General features: G+C 73.8%; 2 protein-coding genes and 1 pseudogene. 2 read left to right on the forward strand and 1 reads right to left on the reverse strand.

The window, feature by feature from the left end; genetic code table 11:
* Positions 1–300 (forward strand): hypothetical protein (locus tag ACWCO3_RS33340; RefSeq protein WP_450013920.1); only part of this gene is annotated, 300 nt, incomplete at its 5' end.
* Positions 301–345: 45 nt separating this feature from the next.
* Here ACWCO3_RS33340 and ACWCO3_RS33345 read toward each other — a convergent pair.
* A complete protein-coding gene (locus tag ACWCO3_RS33345; protein WP_450013918.1) occupies positions 346–1,296 on the reverse strand; it encodes a beta-xylosidase family glycoside hydrolase in 951 nt (316 codons plus the stop codon).
* 29 nt (positions 1,297–1,325) lie between these two features.
* Here ACWCO3_RS33345 and ACWCO3_RS33350 point away from each other — a divergent pair.
* Positions 1,326–2,960 (forward strand): annotated as a pseudogene (locus tag ACWCO3_RS33350) (acyltransferase domain-containing protein); the annotation flags it as partial.
* Positions 2,961–3,070 lie beyond the last annotated feature (110 nt).

The following is a 3,070-nucleotide window of genomic DNA, read 5'->3' on the forward strand; positions in this document are numbered from 1 at the left end:
GTTCGAGTCGATCGACCGCGACGGCGTCGGCCGGCTGGTGCGCATCGCCTCCGAGGAGGGTCGGGCTGCCCGGTCGCGGTGCTCTACCTCGCCAAGGACCCGGCCGCCTCGACGTTCCGCACGCTCAGCGGAGACTTCGGCGTGTTCGACGTGACCGGGGCCGGCGACGACGCGGTCGCGGCGTCCCGCTCGCAGGCCATGGCCGTCAGCGGCCTGGTCACCGAGGACCCGGCCGCCTCGGGCCACGGCTTCCGCACCACCCTCGGCCAGCTCCGCGCCGTCGCCGCCCAGGTCGAGTAGAACGGCTGGAACGCGGACGGCACCCGCCGGGTGCCGTCCGCGTGCTCACTGCTCCCGGTAGGTGGCCAGGTCGAAGTCGGCGTACGCGCCGTCGCCGCCGAGATCCTGCACCCACAGGCCGAGGAACGCCCCGGTGAAGCCCCACGCCGCCGGCTCACCGTCGATGATCAGCGCGGCGTGCTCGTCGGACAGGATGGTCGCGTCCAGGTCGACGCCGGCTGGCTGCCAACCGGCGCCGAGGTCGTAGTCGAAACGCACCACCGGCCCGTCGAACACGGCCCGCAGACCGACCCGGGTGACGCCGCTGACGTCAACGGTCAGATCCGGGTACGGGGTGCGCCTCCCGTTGTCGGAGCTGAGCAACTCCAGCACCGTCCGCCCGTCGTCGTCGCGGGTCAGGTAGAGGTGGTGCCAGTTCAGGGTGTTGTAGTACGCGGTGACCCCGGCGAGCTGCCGGTGGTCGGCCGGGTCGAACTCGACAACGGTCTCCAGCGAGCAGTGCATCGCCCCGACACGTCGCGCGACCAGGCTCGGGGCCTGCCGTCCGACCGGCGACTGCCCGCCGTGGATCCGCACGTACGACGGGCGGGCGTGCAGGTCGACCCAGTCGGTGGTGGCCGGTCGGCGCAGCGTCGACCAGCACAGGCCCAGCTCGGGGGCGTCAAAGTGATCGGTCTCGGGCTCCGCCGGCCACGGGTGCGCGGGCAGGTCGGGTGCGACGACCTCGTCCGCCGGAACCCCTCCGGCGATCTTCGGCCACTCACCCGACGGCCACTCGACCCGTTGGATCGCGGTCTCCCGGCCGAGCACACAACTGCCCAGCGGGGAGTAGGGGCGCCCCACCAGGTGGGCCAGGTACCACTCGTCGGTCTGGGTACGAACCAGGCTGCCGTGACCCGCCTTCTGCAACCGCAGGTCGGGGCGGCCCACGGAGGTGAGCAGCGGCCCGTCCGGATCGACCTCGTACGGCCCGAACAGGTCCCGGGACCGCGCCATGGTGACCTGGTGCTCCCAGCTGGTGCCGCCCTCGGCGGCCCGCCCAGCAACGCGTCATCCGGGCCGCGCTCGCCAACGCCCGACTCACCGCCGCCGACGTCGACCTGGTCGAGGCGCACGGCACCGGCACCCGGCTCGGCGACCCGATCGAGGCGCAGGCGCTGCTCGCCACCTACGGTCAGAGCCGTCCGGCCGGCGAACCGCTCTGGCTCGGCTCGCTCAAGTCCAACCTCGGCCACACCCAGGCCGCGGCCGGGGTCGGCGGCGTGATGAAGACGGTGCTCGCCCTGCGGGCCGGTGTCATGCCGCGCACCCTGCACGTCGACGAGCCCACCCCGCACGTGGACTGGACCGCCGGCAACGTCCAGCTGCTCACCGTTGAGCGCCAGTGGGCGCCGGGGGAGCGGCCCCGACGGGCGGCGGTCTCCGCGTTCGGCATCAGCGGCACCAACGCCCACGCGATCATCGAGGAGGCTCCGGCGACGGACGTCCCGGCGACGGACGTCCCGGCCGCCACCGACCCGGTCTGGGTGCTCAGCGGTCACACGCCGGAGGCGCTACGCGCCCAGGCCGGGCGCCTCGGCGCCTTCACCGCCAGCTCCGGGGCCAGCCCCGTCGACGTCGCCCACTCGCTCGCCGCTACCCGTTCACCGCTGCCCGTCCGGGCGGTGGTCACCGGCGCCGACCTTCCGGCCGGCCTCGCAGCCCTGGCCGACGGGAACGCCGCCGCCGGGCTCGTCACCGGCACCGTCCAGGAGGGCCGCACCGCCTTCCTCTTCTCGGGTCAGGGATCCCAGCGGCAGGGCATGGGCCTCGACCTCGCTGAGCGGTTCCCGGCGTACGAGCAAGCATTCGACGCGGTCTGCGCGGAACTGGACCCCCACCTCGACCGTCCGCTGCGGGAGGTGATCGCCGACGGGGTGGACCTCGAACAGACCGTCCACACGCAGGCTGCCCTGTTCGCGGTCGAGGTGGCCCTGTTCCGTCTGGTCGAGTCGTTCGGGGTCACCCCGGACTACCTGGTGGGGCACTCCATCGGTGAGATCGCCGCCGCCCACGTGGCCGGCGTGCTGTCCCTTGCCGACGCCGCGACGTTGGTGGCGGCGCGAGGCCGGCTGATGCAGGCGTTGCCGCCCGGTGGGGTGATGGTGGCGGTACGCGCCACCGAGGCCGAGGTGCTGCCGCTGCTGTCCGCCGGTGTGGACATCGCCGCCGTCAACGGTCCCCGGTCGGTGGTGCTGTCCGGCACCGCCGACGCCGTGACGGCGGTCGCCGCCCACTTCGACACGTCCAAGGCGCTGACGGTCAGCCACGCGTTCCACTCGGCGTTGATGGAGCCGATGCTGGCCGAGTTCGCCCAGGTGGCGAGCGCCCTGACCTACCACGAGCCGGTCATCCCGGTCGTGTCCAACCTGACCGGGCAACTCGCCGGCACACCGGACGCCGACTACTGGGTCCGGCACGTGCGCGGGGCGGTCCGGTTCGCCGACGGCATCGCCTGGCTGCGCGGCCGTGGCGTCACCCGGTTCCTGGAGATCGGCCCGGACGGCGTCCTCACCGCGATGGCCCGGGACAGCGACGACACCGAAGCCACCTACGTGCCCCTGCTGCGCCGGGGCCGCCCCGAGGTGACCGCCCTGGTCACCGGGCTGGCCGAAGCGTACGTGCGGGGCGCCGCGGCTCCGGCGGAGGCCAACCACCGGCGCAGCGGGACGGCCAGTTCGACAAGACCCCACCGCAGGACGTGGCAGCCGAGCAGTGCGTCCTCGGCGGC

The sequence above is a fragment of the Micromonospora sp. NPDC002411 genome (assembly GCF_053592955.1).

Excerpts from the sequence above, each read along its gene's own strand:
- ACWCO3_RS33345 (WP_450013918.1), bottom strand. The coding sequence starts at position 1,296 with ATGGCGCGGTCCCGGGACCTGTTCGGGCCGTACGAGGTCGATCCGGAC.